The sequence below is a fragment of the Roseateles sp. GW821-FHT02E12 genome (assembly GCF_059421665.1).
Window position 1 is genome coordinate 443,166 of sequence record NZ_JBWKVK010000004.1, and the last position, 14,736, is coordinate 457,901.

16 protein-coding genes are annotated in these 14,736 nt (G+C 66.4%); 9 read left to right on the forward strand and 7 right to left on the reverse strand.

Annotation, left to right across the window (positions count from 1 at the left end):
* Positions 1 to 16: 16 nt before the first annotated feature.
* Entirely contained in the window at positions 17 to 640 is a 624-nt protein-coding gene (gene eda / locus AC07V5_RS24805; RefSeq protein WP_495118399.1) for a bifunctional 4-hydroxy-2-oxoglutarate aldolase/2-dehydro-3-deoxy-phosphogluconate aldolase, read from the forward strand.
* Complete coding sequence (locus tag AC07V5_RS24810) at positions 637 to 1,182, forward strand: MOSC domain-containing protein (protein ID WP_495118400.1); 546 nt, start codon at positions 637 to 639, stop codon at positions 1,180 to 1,182. The genes eda and AC07V5_RS24810 overlap by 4 nt, the downstream gene beginning before the upstream one ends.
* On the opposite strand, the gene AC07V5_RS24815 is transcribed toward AC07V5_RS24810, so the two are convergent.
* Both AC07V5_RS24815 and AC07V5_RS24820 read right to left on the reverse strand, forming a co-directional pair.
* The gene (locus AC07V5_RS24815; protein WP_495118401.1) at positions 1,179 to 1,730 is read right to left on the reverse strand and encodes a PaaI family thioesterase; all 552 of its coding nucleotides are present in this window, start codon (positions 1,728 to 1,730) and stop codon (positions 1,179 to 1,181) included. The two genes, AC07V5_RS24810 and AC07V5_RS24815, sit on opposite strands and share 4 nt — an antisense overlap.
* A gap of 68 nt (positions 1,731 to 1,798) precedes the next feature.
* Positions 1,799 to 2,215, reverse strand: coding sequence for a DUF4902 domain-containing protein (locus tag AC07V5_RS24820; RefSeq protein ID WP_495118402.1), 417 nt, complete (start codon positions 2,213 to 2,215; stop codon positions 1,799 to 1,801).
* A gap of 87 nt (positions 2,216 to 2,302) precedes the next feature.
* Between AC07V5_RS24820 and AC07V5_RS24825 the strand changes: the two genes are divergently transcribed.
* The 4 genes from AC07V5_RS24825 (at position 2,303) to AC07V5_RS24840 (ending at position 4,596) form a co-directional block, all read left to right on the forward strand.
* The gene (locus AC07V5_RS24825) at positions 2,303 to 3,031 is read left to right on the forward strand and encodes a helix-turn-helix transcriptional regulator (RefSeq protein ID WP_495118403.1); all 729 of its coding nucleotides are present in this window, start codon (positions 2,303 to 2,305) and stop codon (positions 3,029 to 3,031) included.
* Positions 3,032 to 3,353: 322 nt separating this feature from the next.
* On the forward strand, positions 3,354 to 3,596 hold the full coding sequence (locus tag AC07V5_RS24830; RefSeq protein ID WP_495118404.1) for a hypothetical protein: 243 nt from the start codon (positions 3,354 to 3,356) through the stop codon (positions 3,594 to 3,596).
* A gap of 90 nt (positions 3,597 to 3,686) precedes the next feature.
* Positions 3,687 to 4,328: a CatA-like O-acetyltransferase gene (locus AC07V5_RS24835; RefSeq protein WP_495118405.1), complete on the forward strand. Its 642-nt coding sequence runs from the start codon at positions 3,687 to 3,689 to the stop codon at positions 4,326 to 4,328.
* Positions 4,329 to 4,386: 58 nt separating this feature from the next.
* The gene (locus tag AC07V5_RS24840) at positions 4,387 to 4,596 is read left to right on the forward strand and encodes a DUF4287 domain-containing protein (RefSeq protein ID WP_495118406.1); all 210 of its coding nucleotides are present in this window, start codon (positions 4,387 to 4,389) and stop codon (positions 4,594 to 4,596) included.
* A gap of 15 nt (positions 4,597 to 4,611) precedes the next feature.
* Here AC07V5_RS24840 and xth read toward each other — a convergent pair whose 3' ends face one another.
* Both xth and AC07V5_RS24850 read right to left on the reverse strand, forming a co-directional pair.
* The gene (xth, locus tag AC07V5_RS24845; protein ID WP_495118407.1) at positions 4,612 to 5,382 is read right to left on the reverse strand and encodes an exodeoxyribonuclease III; all 771 of its coding nucleotides are present in this window, start codon (positions 5,380 to 5,382) and stop codon (positions 4,612 to 4,614) included.
* Positions 5,383 to 5,392: 10 nt separating this feature from the next.
* Positions 5,393 to 6,295: a LysR family transcriptional regulator gene (locus AC07V5_RS24850; RefSeq protein WP_495118408.1), complete on the reverse strand. Its 903-nt coding sequence runs from the start codon at positions 6,293 to 6,295 to the stop codon at positions 5,393 to 5,395.
* A 79-nt stretch (positions 6,296 to 6,374) separates the two neighbouring features.
* Here AC07V5_RS24850 and AC07V5_RS24855 point away from each other — a divergent pair, with 79 nt between their 5' ends.
* On the forward strand, positions 6,375 to 7,385 hold the full coding sequence (locus AC07V5_RS24855; protein ID WP_495118409.1) for a zinc-dependent alcohol dehydrogenase family protein: 1,011 nt from the start codon (positions 6,375 to 6,377) through the stop codon (positions 7,383 to 7,385).
* Positions 7,386 to 7,388: 3 nt separating this feature from the next.
* Here AC07V5_RS24855 and AC07V5_RS24860 read toward each other — a convergent pair whose 3' ends face one another.
* From AC07V5_RS24860 to AC07V5_RS24870, 3 genes are all read right to left on the reverse strand, one after another.
* Positions 7,389 to 8,156, reverse strand: coding sequence for an SDR family NAD(P)-dependent oxidoreductase (locus AC07V5_RS24860; protein ID WP_495118410.1), 768 nt, complete (start codon positions 8,154 to 8,156; stop codon positions 7,389 to 7,391).
* Between the two features lie 77 nt (positions 8,157 to 8,233).
* Complete coding sequence (locus AC07V5_RS24865) at positions 8,234 to 9,655, reverse strand: dihydrolipoyl dehydrogenase (protein WP_495118411.1); 1,422 nt, start codon at positions 9,653 to 9,655, stop codon at positions 8,234 to 8,236.
* Complete coding sequence (locus tag AC07V5_RS24870; RefSeq protein WP_495118412.1) at positions 9,652 to 10,548, reverse strand: AraC family transcriptional regulator; 897 nt, start codon at positions 10,546 to 10,548, stop codon at positions 9,652 to 9,654. The genes AC07V5_RS24865 and AC07V5_RS24870 overlap by 4 nt, the downstream gene beginning before the upstream one ends.
* Before the next feature lie 111 nt (positions 10,549 to 10,659).
* Here AC07V5_RS24870 and AC07V5_RS24875 point away from each other — a divergent pair, with 111 nt between their 5' ends.
* Together AC07V5_RS24875 and AC07V5_RS24880 are read left to right on the forward strand one after the other, a co-directional pair.
* Positions 10,660 to 11,295 carry a hypothetical protein gene (locus AC07V5_RS24875; protein ID WP_495118413.1) on the forward strand — a complete coding sequence of 212 codons (636 nt, stop codon included), beginning with the start codon at positions 10,660 to 10,662 and terminating at the stop codon, positions 11,293 to 11,295.
* Between the two features lie 471 nt (positions 11,296 to 11,766).
* Positions 11,767 to 14,727 (forward strand): P-loop NTPase fold protein, encoded by a 2,961-nt coding sequence (locus AC07V5_RS24880; RefSeq protein WP_495118414.1) that lies wholly within the window; start codon positions 11,767 to 11,769, stop codon positions 14,725 to 14,727.
* Positions 14,728 to 14,736 lie beyond the last annotated feature (9 nt).

Genomic DNA, 14,736 nt, shown 5'->3' on the forward strand with positions numbered 1-14,736 from the left:
AACAAAAGAGATCCACATGCTCGACACCCTGAGCCTGGCCAGCTACGGCCCCGTCATCCCCGTCATCGTCATCCAGCGCCTGGAAGACGCCGTGCCGCTCGCCGAAGCCCTCGTGGCCGGCGGCGTGCGCGTGCTCGAAGTGACGCTGCGCACCCCCGTCGCGCTGCAGGCCATGGAAGCCATGGCCAAGGTGCCGGGCGCCATCGTCGGCGCCGGCACGCTGCGCTCGCCGCAGGACGTGATCAACGCGAAGAACGCCGGTTGCCAGTTCGGCGTCAGCCCGGGCTACACCGATGCGCTGGCCGCCGCCTGCAAGGCCGAGGGCCTGCCGCTGCTGCCCGGTGTGTCGACGGCGTCCGAAGTCATGCAGGCCAATGCGGCCGGCTTCGGCTTCCTGAAGCTCTTTCCGGCCGTTGCGGTGGGTGGCGTGAACCTGCTGAAGTCGCTGGCCGGCCCGTTCCCGGATGTGGCCTTCTGCCCCACCGGCGGCATCTCGCTGGAGACGGCGCCGCAGTTCCTGAAGCTGCCCAACGTCAAGGTCTGCGGCGGTTCGTGGTTGACGCCGCAGGACGCCGTCGACGCCGAGGACTGGGCGCGCATCACCAAGCTGGCCTCCGAGGCCGCGGCGCTGCGCGCATGACGGAGGCTGTCGTCGCGGCCGTGTGGGCCAGTGCGACGCACAGCTTCTCCAAGTTCGCTCAAAGCGAACTGCGCGTCGTTGAAGGGCAGGGCATCGCGGGTGACGCCCACTGCGGCGTGACGGTCAAGCACCGCTCGCGCGTCGCCCAGGACCCGACCCAGCCCAATCTGCGCCAGGTCCACCTGATCCAGGGCGAGCTCTTCGACGAGCTCGGCACCCAGGGCTTCAGCGTTCGGCCCGGCCAGTTGGGCGAGAACCTCACGACGCGCGGCATCGACCTGCTGGCGCTGCCACGCGACACCGAGCTGCGCATCGGCGCGGACGTCGTGCTGCGCGTGACCGGCCTGCGCAACCCCTGCCCGCAGATCGAGAACTTCGAGGCCGGCCTGCTGAAGGCCGTTGTCGACCGTGATGCGAGCGGCGAAGTCGTGCGCAAGGCCGGCGTCATGAGCATCGTGCTGGCCGGCGGCCTCGTGAAGCCCGGCGATGCCATCACCGTGCGGCTGCCGGCGCCGCCGCACGTGAAGCTCGAGCGCGTCTAGCCCGGGATATCGAACAGCAGGCAGGTGGTGCTGGCGTGGGCGTAGAGCTTGCCATCATGGCCGACGAGCTCGGCCTCGGCCGTCGTCACCTGGCGGCCGCGATGCACCACTTTGCCGATGGCGCGCACCAGAGGCACCTTTTCGTTCAGGCCACGCACGAGGTTGACCTTGAACTCCAGCGTCGTGTAGCCCCGGCCGACCGGCAGGATGGTGTGCACCGCGCAGCCCAGCGCCGAATCGAGCAGCGTTGCGAACCAGCCGCCATGCACGCCGCCGAGCGGGTTGTAGTGCTTGAACAGCGGCCGGCCCTGGAAGATGGCCTCGCCATCGGCAACCGAGATCAACAGGAAGTCCAGCGTGCGGCTGATGGGCGCGGGCGGGCCTTCGCCGTCCAGCAAGGCCTGCATCTGCTGCAGGCCGGTCTTGCCAGCCAGCATCGCGCGCGACGCCAGGCCGGGCTCCTGCTGCTGGCGCGCCCGCGCGGCGGCCTCGTCGGCTTGCCATCTTTCGAGGACGGCAAGGGTGTCGTCGGGTGAGGAAGAACTCATGGCGGCGGCTTCAAACATTGAAGCCGCAGATTCTGCGCAATGACAGCGACCTGCGCTGTCACAAGGGTTCAGGCGGCCAGGCGTTGCTCCGCCACGGTCGCACGGCGCACAGGCTCGGCGCTGCGGAGCTTGTCCAGCACCGGCCCTTGCCAGGGCAGCAGGTAAACCAGCGTGGCCAGCGTCGCGCGGCGACGCGACGACAGCAGCGGCCGGCCGCGCTCATCCAGCAGCAGCACGTTGGAGCGCACGTTGAGCGGATCGGCTTGCACCACGGTGCCTTCGCTGATCTCGACCCAGTCCCACTCCACCCAGGCGCAGGCATCGGCATAGCAACGCTCCCAGCGTGTGGTGCCGCCGACACGGCGCTCGCCGCCTCGCGAGCGGTGCGTGTGGGTCTGGGCGTGCCTGACGTCCTGTGCGGCGCTGGAAAGGGCGGCAACGGGCCAGCAGACACTGCCTTCGGGCAACTGGATCAGGGTGGACATGGACGGCTCCTCTCTGTCGTGTGATTCGAACGGGAGCGCAGTCTCTGGTCAGGGTCCAAGTGGAACAAGCTGGCAGACTTGTCAGGTATGGCTCGGCCCGAAATGAACTACCAGCAGCTGATTGACGTCGGCTTGAGCGAAGACTTCGCGAGCTTCGAGCGCCGGCTCGTCGCCACGGCGGATGCCATGGGGTTCTCGATCATTTCCGGCATGTTGATGCGCGGTGTGCTGAAGGACAGCAGCATGCAGCTGACGACCTTCGGCAACACCCCGGCAGGCCACGTCGAAGCCGCGAAAGACCGGGACGACGCCCTGCGCGACCCGGTGATCGACAGCCTCATGACGCAGTCGGCACCCGTGGTTTACGACCAGAAGACCTACGTCAGCGCCGGCGTTGGCGAGCTGTGGGAGATGCAGGCGCCGTACGGCTACAAGACGGGCATCGCGGTCAAGCTGCACCTCCCTGGCGACAAGCACTTCCTCCTCGGCGTGGACCGCGATGAGGCGCTGCCCCAGTCGGGCATGCAATTGATGCAAATGGTTGCAGGGCTGCAGCTGCTGGGCGCGCATGCGCTGACCGCGGCGGATCGGCTGCTGAGCCCCAAGCTCAACAAGGGCGATCTGCCCAAGCTGACCAAGCGGGAACTGGACGCGCTGAGCTGGACGGCCCAGGGCAAAACGGCCTGGGAAGTCAGCGTCATCCTGGGCATGAGCGAGAAGACGGTGAACTTCCATCTCGGCAATGCCATGCGCAAGCTGGAGGTCACATCCAAGCACCAGGCGGTGCTCAAGTGCGTGGCCGCAGGCATCCTTTGAGCCGGTTTGGGGGCGGTTTGAGGGGGCGCAACCTAGCAGACTTGCTAGGTTTCTAGGGGGGTGAAAACAGGGACAGTCCGGGCTAGCGAATTTCAGCCTCGTCCCACCAGGAGCACCCCATGGAAATCATCGACCTGATCTGCGAAATCCTCGGTATCCCCCGCTTCGGCGGCTGACCGGCCCGCCCGGCGAATTGGTCGAGATGCACGCGACGACGGATTGCCCAGGTGACCAGCTCCAGACAACGAGCTCCGCACCGCTGGCCCAGCCGTCCAAGCCGCTACGCCCAGTTCCACCCGTGGCACCAGCCAGCGCAGTCACCGTGTCCATTTCCGCTGAAACCTACGCCCGGCTGATGAGCCTGGCAGACCAGGCACCGCTCGAGTGCCTGCCGCTGACGTCGCGCACGTTGGCCAGCGCCAAGACGATGGGCTACAACCAGATCGGCCAGATCCGCAGCACGCCGACGAACCGGCTGCTGGCTGACCTGGGCGCGGACCGCGCGGAAGAACTCAAGCGCGCGCTCTACGACTTCGGCATGCGCCAGCCAGGCGGCGGCGACTGACGGACTGAATCCTCCCGTTCATTTCTTGCAGCCCGGTCGCAGACGCGACCGGGCTCTTTTTCTTGCGGCGCCCGTGCGAGCATGTGAACCATGCTAGACCGCGACATCCCTCTCGAAGCCTGGCCGCGCCGTGCGGCTCTGGAACATTTCCGCCGCATGGCCCAGCCGGCCTTCAGCGTCACCGTGCCCGTCGACGTGACCGGCCTGCGCGAGCGGGCCGCACTGCACGGCGCGACACCCTGGCTGGCCTACCACCACGCCGCTCTGGAGGCGGCCAACAGCATCGATGCGATGCACCAGACCCTGACGACCGATGGCGTGCGCGAGTTCGCCGTCATCCACGCCAGCACGACGGTGTTGCGCGACGACGGTAGCTTCGGCTTCCTGACGCTGCCGCGTGATCCCTCGCTGGCGGCCTTCGCGGCGCGCGCCAAGCCGAATCTGGAGCGCGTCCGCCGGGCCAGCGGCGATCTCTTCGCCGCCGACGAGCCTGGCGATGTCCGCGAGGAAACGCTGGTCCACATGACCGCCTTGCCCTGGCTGGCCTTCACGGCCTTCACGCACGCCCGCGGCGTGGGCGACGACCGGCCCAAGGTGGCCTTCGGCCGCTTCACGCAAACGGCCGGGAGGCTGCTGATGCCGGTGGCTGTGGACGTGCACCACTCGCTGTGCGACGGCGTGCACGTGGGGCGGTTCTTCGAGCGGCTGCAGGCGAACCTGGACGCGGTCTGACGGGTTGTCGAATCCGCGGCCCTTCAATCGTCGTCTGAGAGGCAACGAAAGGAACCCCATGCCCGCCGAAGAGAAAGTCAAAGGCCCAGCCTCCTACTTCCCGTCCATCGAAAAGAAGTACGGCCAACCCATCGCCCACTGGGAACAGGTCATCGCCAAGGCGGGGCCGCTCAAGCACATGGAGCTGGTCAACAAGCTCAAGGCCGAGCACGAGATGGGCCATGGCCACGCCAACGCGTTGGTGGCCTACTTCCTGGCCAGGAAGTAGCAGTAGCGCGCCGGCTCAGCCGTCGATCGTCACGATGACCGGCGCGTGGTCGCTGGGCCGCTCGTTCTTGCGCGGCAGCTTGTCGATCTCACAGGCGGTGACGCGGCCCTTCAGCGCTTCGCTGACGAGGATGTGGTCGATGCGCAGGCCCTGGTTCTTGCGGAAAGCCAGGTTGCGATAGTCCCACCAGCTCCAGCTCTTGGGCGGCTGTTCGAAGAGGCGGAAGGCGTCCGTCAGCCCCAGGCCGATCAGCTGCTGGAAGTGTTCGCGCTCCTCGGGCGTGCAGTGGATCTGGCCGGCCCAGGCGACCGGGTCGTAGACGTCGCGGTCCTCGGGGGCGATGTTGAAGTCGCCCATCAGCACCAGCTCGGGGTGCTGCTTCATCTCTTCGGCCAGCCAGCCGCGCAGGCCGTTGAGCCAGTTCATCTTGTAGACGAACTTGTCGCTGTCCGGCGCCTGGCCGTTGGGGAAGTAGCCGCCGATGACGCGCACGCCGCCCACCGTGCCGGCGATGACGCGGGCCTGCTCGTCGGCAAAGCCGGTGATGTTCTTGACGATGTCGGTCGCCGGCTCACGGCTGATGAGGGCCACACCGTTGTAGGTCTTCTGGCCGAACCACTGCACCTGCCAGCCGGCCTCGCCGATTTCCATGGTGGGGAACTTGTCGTCGGTGAGCTTGGTCTCCTGCAGCACCAGCGCGTCGACGGGATGGGCGGCCAGCCAGTCCAGCACCTGCGGCAGGCGGACGGCGAGGGAGTTGACGTTCCAGGTGGCGAACTTCTTCATCGCGAGGGTCTCAGGGCTTGGGGGTGGCGGGCATTGTGACCGGCGCGAGCTGGGCCACAACATGGGCAATCAACTGCTGCAGCCGTCCGAGCCGGCGCAGGTCGCGGTGGTAGCCGAGATAGACCTCGCGGCTCGGCGGGGCCTCGGGCAAGGCAGCGCGCATCAGGCCCGGATGGGCGTCGCCGAGGGGGCAGGGCAGCACCGTCCAGCCTCGGCCGGCGGCGCACAGCGCGGCCTGCACCTCGCGGTTGTTGCTGCGCATGGCCACGCGCGCCTGCGGCAGCACGCGCTGCAGCCATTGCACATCGGGCATCTCGGCAAAAGCCGTGTCCATCGTGATCAGCTCGGTGCCGCTGCCGTCGCCCCAGGTCGGCGGTGCCAGGCCGGCGGCGCCGTAGAGGGCGTAGTCCAGCGTCATCAGCCGGCGCTGCACGACCTCGGCGCCCTCGAAGGGCCGGATGCGGAACACGAGATCAGCCTCGCGGCGGGAGAGGTTGAAGAGGCGGGAGTCGGTGATCAGCTCGATGACGACCCGTGGATGACGTGCCTGGAAGCCGGCGAGCACCGGCGCCAGCACGTGCACGCCGAACCAGTCGGACGAGGACACGCGGATCAATCCCTCCAGCTCCGCTTCCTGCCCCGCCAACCGGCGCTCGAAGCCCAGGGCCTCCTCTTCCATGCGCTCGGCATGGGCCAGCACCTCGGCACCGACGTCGGTCGTCACGAAGCCCGCGGGGCCGCGCTGGAACAGCGGCGTGCCCAGCCTCTCCTCGAAGGCCTTGAGCCGCCGGCCCATGGTGGGCTGGGACTGGCCGAGCGCGCGCGCCGCACCGCCCAGCGAGCCGGCGCGAGCGACGGCAAGAAACACCTTGATGTCGTCCCAGTCCATGCCGGCAAGCATACGAAATTGCATGACTGGCTTGCGAACTCGTTGGTTTTCATTCGCTGGCGCATGGCCAAAACTCCTGTCATCACCAACCCAGGAGTTCCTCATGAACCGACTTGCCCCCACGATGCGCGCCCTGCGCGTGGACCAACCCGGCGGCGATTTCGTTGCCGTCGACCTGCCCAAGCCCCAGCCCGACGCGGGCCAGGTGCTGGTGCGCATCCATGCCAGCGGCGTGAACCCGCTGGACACCAAGATCCGCGCCGGCCAGGCCGCCCACGCCCGCCAGCCGTTGCCGGCGGTGCTCGGCATTGACATGGCCGGCGTCGTCGAGCAGGTAGGCCCTGGCGTGACGGGCTGGAAGGCGGGCGACGAGGTCTACGCCATGGCCGCCGGCATCGGCGGGCTGCAGGGCACGCTGGCGGAGTACATCGCCGTCGACGCCGGCCTGCTGGCGCGCAAGCCGGCGCAGCTGACGATGCGCGAGGCCGCGGCGCTGCCGCTGGCCGTCATCACGGCCTGGGAGGGGCTGGTGGACCGCGCCCAGGTGCGGGCCGGCCAGAAGGTGCTGGTGCAGGGCGGCGCCGGTGGCGTCGGCCATGTGGCCGTGCAATTGGCGCGTGCCCGAGGCGCGGAGGTGTTCGCGACCGTTGCGGCCGAGGACTTCGAGCTCGTTCGTTCCTGGGGCGCCACGCCCATCGACTTCCGCGGCGAAACGGTCGCGGACTATGTCGGCCGGCACACCGGCGGACAGGGCTTCGACGTCGTCTTCGATGCCGTCGGCGGCGCCGTGCTGGATGCGTCTTTCACCGCGGCGCGCCGCTACGGCGGCCATGTCGTCAGCATCCTGGGCTGGGGCACGCACAGCCTGGCGCCGCTGTCCTTCCGGGCCGCGACCTACTCGGGCGTGTTCACGCTGCTGCCGCTGCTGAGCGGCGAGGGCCGCGAGCAGCATGGCCGCATCCTGGCCGAGGCCGCGGCACTCGTGGATGCCAGCCTGCTGACACCGCGCGTGGATGCACGCCACTTCACGCTGTCCACGGCGGGTGCCGCCCACGAGCTCGTTGCGACGGGGCAGGGCCAGGGCAAGGTCGTCATCGACACCCAGGCAGCCTGAGCCTCAGCGGCAGGTGTAGCCGCCGTCCACCACCAGTTCACTGCCGGTGACGAACTTGCTTTCCTCGCTGGCCAGGTAGACGCAGGCCCAGCCGATGTCGTCGGCCTCGCCGAGGTGGCCCAGCGGGTGCAGGGCCGCTGTGGCGGCCCTGGCCGCGGACGGGTCGGCCTGGGCCTTCAGGAAGCCGTCGACCATGGGCGTCCAGATGAAGCCGGGGTGGACGCTGTTCACGCGGATGCGGTCGGCGGCGTAGAGCAGGGCGTCGGTCTTGGTCATCATGCGCACGGCGCCCTTGCTGGCGTGGTACGGCGGCACGTCCGGCGCGCTGACGAGGCCGTAGATGCTGGACAGGTTGATGACGCTGCCGCCGCCCGCCTCGCGCATCTGCGCGATGACATGCTTGGTGCCGAGGAAGACGCCGCGCACGTTGACTGCCAGCACCTGCTCGAACTCCGCCACGCTGAGCTCGTGCGTGGGCTTGTTGGGCCCGGCGATGCCGGCGTTGTTGACCAGCACCGTGATCGGCCCGAAGCGTTGCCCCACCGCGGTGAAGACGCGCCTGACCTGGGCCTCGTCGCTGACGTCCAGATGCCAGTAGGCCGCCTGCCCGCCGCGGGCCAGGATGGCCACCGCGACTGCCTCGCCGCGTTCGTCATCGAGATCGGTGACCGCCACCCTGGCGCCCTCGGCGGCCATCAGCCGGCAGATCGCCTCGCCAATGCCCATCGCACCGCCGGTGACCACCACCACCTTGCCCTTGAGCCTGTCCATGTCGATCTCCTGAAGGATGGCCTTCAATGTCGCGCCGCTTCCTGCCGCGCGACTTGAGATCGATCAAGGCTTGCGCATCAGGCGCCCACTTCGGCCGAGGTGTCGCAGTCCAGGCAGTTCTCGATGGGGGGTGACGGCAGGTGCAGGTCGCTGCTGAGTTGGCGCAGCGCGGTGCGCAAGCCTTCCTCGACGACCGGGTGATAGAAGGGGCTGTCCAGCATCTGCTGAACCGTGTCGCCGCGCTGCACGCTCCAGGCCAGCAGATGGCCGATGTGTTCCGCCGCCGGGCCGATCATCTCGGCGCCCAGCAACCGGCCCGTGCCGCGTTCGGCATAGACATGCAGCCCCCCGCGGTTGACGAGCATGACGCGGCTGCGGCCCTGGTCGGCAAAGCTGACGCGGCCGGTGTCGAAGCTGCGGCCGGCGGCCACCAGCTCGGCGTGGCTGGCGCCGGCAATGGCGATCTGAGGCTCGCTGAAGACGATGGCCAGCGGCGCGCGGCGCGGGCGGTGGTGCACATCGGGCCAGCGCGCCGCGTTGTCGCCGGCGATGCGGCCGGCGTCGGAGGCCTCGTGCAGCAGCGGGCGGTCGTTGGTGACGTCGCCGGCGATGAAGACCGGCATGCCGCCCCACTGGCTGGTGTGGCGGTCGACGAGCGGATGGCCCTCGGCGTCGTGCGGCAGGTTCAAGGTCTCCAGCCCCAGGCCGTCGAGATTGGCCTGGCGGCCGGCGGTGCAGAGCAGGGCATCGAAGCGCTCGCCGCCGACGAGGACCTGATCGCCGTCCAGCACCGGGTCCAGCGTGGCGGCGTTCAAGGTCAGCGGCACATCCTCGGCAAACAGCTTCTGGGCCAGCGGCTGCAGCTCGGGGTCGGTCAGAGGCCCGACGCGGTTGCCGCGCGCGAACAGGCGCACGCGCACACCCAGCTTGTGCAGGGCCAGGGCCAGCTCCAGGCCAATGACGCCGGCGCCAACGACGGCGATGGACTTCGGCAGGTCGACCCAGTCGAAGACGTCGTCGTTGACGATGAGCTTGGCGCCCAGCCGCTCGCGCCAGCCGGCCGGCACGAAGGGCCGCGAGCCGGTCGCGATGACCACGGTCCGAGCTTCGACGCGCTCGCCATCGACATCCAGCACGCCCTGCGCCAGGAAGCGCGCGCGGCCGAACAGCCGCGTGGATTCGGGCCAGCCGTGCACGGTCTCCACCACGAAGCCGACAAAGCGATCCCGCTCATCCCGCACCCGCTGCATGACGGCGCGGCCATCGATGCGCGGCGCCTCGGCCTGCACGCCGAAGCGATGCGCCTCGCGCACGCCTTCAGCCGCCTCGGCCGCGGCGATCAGCAGCTTGCTGGGCATGCAGCCGACGCGGGCGCAGGTGGTGCCGTAGCGGGCCGCCTCGATGAGCAGCACCTTGTCCGTGTGCACTCGGGCGGCGCGGTAGGCCGCCATACCGGCGGTGCCGGCGCCAATGATGGCGACGTCGCATTTGAGGGTCATGGCAGGGGCTTTCTGAAGGTCTGCGAGGGCAGCTCGCCGAAGAGTTCGCGGTAACGGGCGCCGAAATGACTCAACTGCTCGAAGCCGGCGTCGCCCGCGGCCTGGGACACGCTGAGTTCGGCGGTCGGTGTCGCCAGCAACCGGCGGCGCACGGCGTTGAGCCTGAGGCTGCGTAGATAGTGCGCGGCCGTTGTGTCCGCCACTTGGCGGAAGCCGTTCTGCAGGCTGCGCCGGCTGGTGCGCAGGCGCTGGCAGAGTGTTTCGATATCGGGCGGTTCATCGCCGCTTACCGCGACGAGGCGGTGGCAGGCTGCCACGATGTAGGCGGCCGATGCGCTGCCCGCGCGTTGGGCAGGGCCGGCGGCGGCCTCGAAGAGCTCGGTCAGCGCAGCAAAAACGGCTGCGGCCGTGGATGCCTGCAACAGCACGCTGCGCAGAGCCTGCAACTCGGCTGCAGGCGCCTGCACGCTGGACCGCGACAGCAGCGCACTCGCCGACACCGACCAGGGCCGCGCATCCAGCAGCCGACGGAAGGTTTCGGCATCGAAAGTGCAGGCCAGCAATGCCATGCCCGGTGGGCGCTGCAGCATGAACTCCTGGCCGGCGCGCAGCACGAAGATCAGGTCCTCGCCCAGTTCGCGCCCCTGCATCCAGGGCTGGCCCGCGCCGCCGCCATGCAGCATCGCAAAGCAGATCTGGCCCGTGGGCAGGCAGCCCTGCTGCACGACGCGCTCGCTCATCCACTTGCGGAACACATGCAGGCCCGGCGCCGTCGTTTCGATGAGGGCGCTGCGCATGATGCCGGGCGAAAGCTGGACGTAGCGCTGCTCCCACTCGGGCGCCGAAGCGCCGTGCAGGTGGAAGTCGTCGAACACGTCGAGGCGAATCGCCATGCGGGCAAGGATAGCCCGCAGGCCTTCGCCCTGCGGCCCCCACGTTTTGCCGATTTGGGCTAACGCGCGGGCTGGGTCGCCGCCCAAACTGCGCCACGAAGGAGGCCCCCAATGATGTGGACCCGACGCGCCGCGCTGGCCCTGTGCCTGGCGGCTTCAGCCCTGAAAGCCGATGCCATGACTCTCGACGACCTGAAAACCCAACTGCTGGGCGACTGGCGCAGCCTTGCCCCGGAGCTGCGCCCCAGCAGCCTGAAGAACCCCGACGGCAGCATCAAGCCCTTCCACTTGAAGCGCGAGTTCCGCTACTCGGCCGGCGACCGCTTCGAGTTGGTGATCAGCCAGTACGCCGACCCGTTCGGCCGCGTGCCGCTGGCGCGCATCCTCATCCGTGGCCACATGCTGTGGCGCGGCGAGCATCCGGTTGCAGCCGGCGCGCAGAAGGTGGACTTCATCGCCGACGAGGCCTACGAGGTCACGCCGCTGATCCAGGGCTTTGCCGACCTGCTGAACCAGGTGGCCGCCAAGGGCTATGCGAAGTGGGAGGTGGGCGCGGCGCAAAGCGTCTTCGGCAAGACCTTCGCGCCCTTTGGCCTGGTGGAGGGCCGCAACTTCATGGAGTACGACCTCGTTCATCTGAGCAACGGCCTGCTGTTCTGGGGCGCTCGCCACATCGACGGCCGCGGCTTCGACAGCGAGGAGAACCGGCCGACGAATCTGCAGATTCCGCTGGCTCGCAGGCTCTGACGAGGGCATCAGCTTCATGTAAGTTCGCGCTGATTCCAAGCTCAAGTCGTTGTTTCGGATTCTTGTGCGCGCGTCCTTCGAACTCAGCTAGCCACCGACACCGGACTTGCACCGGATTCAGTCCGCCCCAACCAGTTCCACGTCAGCGCGTCTTCGATCGACTATTGATGGCGGCAAGGCCGAAATGGCTCGAACGGAGAAGCTGACACGCCGCCCAGGCACGCCATCGCCGGCTCAGGAATTCCCGATCTTTGTCTGATCGGTAGAGCGTAGGGCACCGTTAGGTACGTGCTGCCCTGCTGTCTTCGTGTTGACTTGATTGAGCGTACGAGCTTCGGCTGCCTCCCCAGCACTTTCGCGAATAGTGTTCTGCGCGCTATCCGCCGAGGATGCGCTTTCCAGACGCGCCAAGAACAAGTCGATTAGCGCGCCGTTGGAGAGGGAGGCTCATCAATGTCAAGTTCATCGTCGATGAAGATGCCTGAGTGGTTGGTGTTCCTGCGCGCCGTCTTGCTCGGGGCGGTCCTGGCGGAGATCTGGCGGATTGGCTTTCTAGCCAGTGCATCGCTCGGGCGACAGCTTGCAGAGAAAGGCCTTATCGGACCTGTCATCGTGGGCGTTACCGTAATCTGTGCCGGCCTTTTTGCCTACGCTTACCAGCGCGAAGTCCATCAACACGCTCGGCGCGTCATCTCCAGTCGCCGCTATGACCTAGCCACGCTGGTGCTGGCCGGCATTTGGATTGATCAGCTGCTCGCGCCCGAGCTGGCCACCTTCCATGCGGCCGTTTCCGGTCTCGACGCGGGGTGGTCCCAAGCCACGTTGCTGGTATTGCTTACGATCCTGCTTTCTCCGGTCCTGCGACAGGTCTTCCGGCGAAGCAAACCTGATCTGACTCAGCTCTATTTCATCTCGGACGCCGAGATCAACGAGCCTGGCCAGGATGCCTTAGGCGTAACTAAGCAGGCCACCGATTTCGCTGACACAGTTCTGACCAGTGGCGCTCGCTCCGGGATGGTGTTTGGCGTTGACGGTCCGTGGGGTGTTGGCAAGACCAGTTTTCTCAACATTGCTGCTAGGCGCTGGGCAGAGGTCGCCCCCGACAGCGCCATCGTCTTCAAGTTCGAACCGCTGCGGTACGCGTCAGAACCGGACCTGTCGGAGCGATTCATTAAAGACCTGTGCGCCAAGATTCGGCAGGAGGTCTTCGCACCTGAATTCCTGCCTGCGGCCACACGCTACTCGAGGATGCTTAAGGGCAAGACCGATGTCTCTATCCTCGGAATCAAGCTCACATTGGAACCATCCAACGAGACCATCGATGAACTGCTCAGAGACATCGGCGACCTACTTGAAGAGATTGACCGACGACTGATCATCATCATCGACGACCTTGATCGACTGGAACCGAAGCTGGTCAACAACGTTCTCTTTACGGTGAGAAGGACGTTCAACCTCAGGCAAGCCACCTATATCCTTTGTTACGACACCGAACTGCTGGTAGCTGGCAAAGACGAAGGCAGCAGGGCTCGTGACTTCCTTGAAAAGTTCATCACCGCCAAGCTCAGTCTGTTCGTGGATCTCCAGGCCATCAAGGCCTTTCTGGATACGGACTGGCACGCCAATGCTGCTAGCTTCCAGACGGTCCCGCAGGACGTCATGCTCAAGCTGCGGCAAATCACCAGTGAGGTTGGTTCGCTGATCTCCGGACCGCAAGCCCACCAATACGTCCCCTTGTTGGGGGATCTGCGCAAGGTCAAACGCTTCGTTAACGCCATGCTCCTGATGAATCTGGAGAAAACAGACCTCGGACGGAGCGACTTCCATCGCGCGGACCTAGTGCATCTGGTGCTGCTGCACCTCTGCTACCCAGGTCTGTTCCGCCGGATCCATGCCGAGGAGACCGAGGGGCGCACAGGCTCGTTCTCGGTCCGCCGCGGCAAGAGCTCGGCTGCCTCTGGCTTAGAAAACGCGCCAGGGCTCGACGAAATCGTCAATAAAGCCGAAGCACCCGCACAGTTCCTGCTCAAACAGCTGTTTGATGTGGCGACGATTAATTTCCCGTCGTATTTCGCCAGCGACGAAGGTGTGTGGCGGACGCGAGCTTGTTTCAACCTCGAGTCGCGCAACCTTGAGAACTATCTGCAACTGATCGTCCGCTTCAAGGTTCCCGAGCTGACGACGACCTTCAAGATGTACAAGGACCTGCTGGAAGAGGTCATGGAGGACAAGGCGTCGGTCGCGAAGGTACTGAGCAAGCCCGAGTTTTCTGCTCGAACGAGCGAGGGCGTCCATGATCAGTTCTGGCGGATCCTCGTCAACAATGCGCACCTCCTGGGCCGGAGAGCGGCGGATGACGCTATCAATACGCTGGTCGAGTGGCTGCCCCGGTACTCAATGCTCGACTACGGGGACCGCAGCCTGAGGCAGCGGTCGATCTACTCGCTCGTTCTACTCCTCGACCGGGCCGGTTTTGGCGAGCCGCGCGACGGCGGGACCAGGTCTTCGACCGCCGTCGTCGAAATTGCTGATCGAATCCTGGGCAGTAAGCAGCTTCAGTCGTCGCCAAATCTCATCCAGCAACTGGCGGCACCGGCGCGCGGGCCGCTTGGCTGGGAAGACCTAATGCTCTTCAGGCTCACGTGCTGCGCGGACCGGCTGGGCCAGGTCCACAACATCTACTCAGCCCTGGTGCGGCACGAGGAACCAAGTGCTCGGGCTGAGGGCGATGTGGGCGTGATCGCGCAGAACTCCATGCGCAGATTCACTCAGCAGGTCTTTCGGGAGTTTAGGAGGCGATACATCGATGCAAAGGTCAACTTCTTTATCGACGTCGACGGCGTTAGCGATGACGCGATCCTGGGGGAGTTCACTTCGGCCACTACAAGTGACTCCGATGACACCAATCTGAAGGCTGCCCGCTCGGCTATCAAGAGCTTTGTGATTTACCAACTAGCGAACCAGCGACGCAACGACGGCAGCGGGATTGGATGCGGCGTTTACGACGAGACAGGCGTGCATGACGATGGTGGCATCCACAAGGCAATGAGCGAGTACCTGTTCGGTTTTTGCTTCAACCCCGCGCTCGGCCTCGCCCATGCGCGCACCTTCGGCGACTACTGCCTCCGAGCATTTCGCGACGAGATGATTGAGAACCTGGGCAGACTCGATGTGCTCGCGACACAGACTGTTCTGACCAAGCTACTAGGTCGAGATGACATGAGGGCGTTTTGGTCCACATCGAGTGACCAAATCAAGGCGCTGCTGAACGCCGATAACCGCACGGTAATCAGCTACCACTACAAGGCGACCTATTCAGAGCGCCTGCCCCTAGTGTTCACCGCCCTCGACCAATTGGTTGCCAGCGATCCTCCGACACCGCACAGTGCCCAGCGTGCCGACAAGGCTGGCGCCCAAACACTTGCACTCTGAGGATTAGCG

What these genes read in the sequence shown, in the direction of transcription:
- eda (WP_495118399.1), top strand. Translation starts at nt 17, where the DNA reads ATGCTCGACACCCTGAGCCTGGCCAGCTACGGCCCCGTCATCCCCGTC.
- AC07V5_RS24810 (WP_495118400.1), top strand. Translation starts at nt 637, where the DNA reads ATGACGGAGGCTGTCGTCGCGGCCGTGTGGGCCAGTGCGACGCACAGC.
- AC07V5_RS24815 (WP_495118401.1), bottom strand. Translation starts at nt 1,730, where the DNA reads ATGAGTTCTTCCTCACCCGACGACACCCTTGCCGTCCTCGAAAGATGG.
- AC07V5_RS24820 (WP_495118402.1), bottom strand. Translation starts at nt 2,215, where the DNA reads ATGTCCACCCTGATCCAGTTGCCCGAAGGCAGTGTCTGCTGGCCCGTT.
- AC07V5_RS24825 (WP_495118403.1), top strand. Translation starts at nt 2,303, where the DNA reads ATGGCTCGGCCCGAAATGAACTACCAGCAGCTGATTGACGTCGGCTTG.
- AC07V5_RS24835 (WP_495118405.1), top strand. Translation starts at nt 3,687, where the DNA reads ATGCTAGACCGCGACATCCCTCTCGAAGCCTGGCCGCGCCGTGCGGCT.
- AC07V5_RS24840 (WP_495118406.1), top strand. Translation starts at nt 4,387, where the DNA reads ATGCCCGCCGAAGAGAAAGTCAAAGGCCCAGCCTCCTACTTCCCGTCC.
- xth (WP_495118407.1), bottom strand. Translation starts at nt 5,382, where the DNA reads ATGAAGAAGTTCGCCACCTGGAACGTCAACTCCCTCGCCGTCCGCCTG.
- AC07V5_RS24850 (WP_495118408.1), bottom strand. Translation starts at nt 6,295, where the DNA reads ATGCAATTTCGTATGCTTGCCGGCATGGACTGGGACGACATCAAGGTG.
- AC07V5_RS24855 (WP_495118409.1), top strand. Translation starts at nt 6,375, where the DNA reads ATGAACCGACTTGCCCCCACGATGCGCGCCCTGCGCGTGGACCAACCC.
- AC07V5_RS24860 (WP_495118410.1), bottom strand. Translation starts at nt 8,156, where the DNA reads ATGGACAGGCTCAAGGGCAAGGTGGTGGTGGTCACCGGCGGTGCGATG.
- AC07V5_RS24865 (WP_495118411.1), bottom strand. Translation starts at nt 9,655, where the DNA reads ATGACCCTCAAATGCGACGTCGCCATCATTGGCGCCGGCACCGCCGGT.
- AC07V5_RS24870 (WP_495118412.1), bottom strand. Translation starts at nt 10,548, where the DNA reads ATGGCGATTCGCCTCGACGTGTTCGACGACTTCCACCTGCACGGCGCT.
- AC07V5_RS24875 (WP_495118413.1), top strand. Translation starts at nt 10,660, where the DNA reads ATGATGTGGACCCGACGCGCCGCGCTGGCCCTGTGCCTGGCGGCTTCA.
- AC07V5_RS24880 (WP_495118414.1), top strand. Translation starts at nt 11,767, where the DNA reads ATGAAGATGCCTGAGTGGTTGGTGTTCCTGCGCGCCGTCTTGCTCGGG.